We start from the raw sequence: 209 nt of genomic DNA, 5'->3' as shown, positions 1-209 counted from the left end.
TGGTAATCTTAACGCCAGGTAATTTGGTCAATTGACTTTGAACAAATTCAGTTGTCCGCTTGGCAACGTCGGTATCGTCAGAAAGCAATGTCAGGCTGACTGACTTCTTGCCAGTCTCCTTCAAACCTTTTGCCCAGTACTTCTTAGCTTCGGCCAGGTTGTAGTCAACGGCGCCCTTAACGTATGATTCATCGGCAAAGTCTTTACCA

General features: G+C 45.9%; 1 pseudogene. It reads right to left on the bottom strand.

What is annotated here, in order from left to right:
• Nucleotides 1-209: pseudogene (locus CBI42_RS12475) on the bottom strand (peptide ABC transporter substrate-binding protein); the annotation flags it as partial.

It is taken from the genome of Streptococcus sp. KR (genome assembly GCF_002238115.1).
GTDB lineage: Bacteria > Bacillota > Bacilli > Lactobacillales > Streptococcaceae > Streptococcus.
The sequence above is the reverse complement of the archived record's forward strand: the minus strand, read 5'-3'. Positions and strand labels throughout refer to the sequence as shown.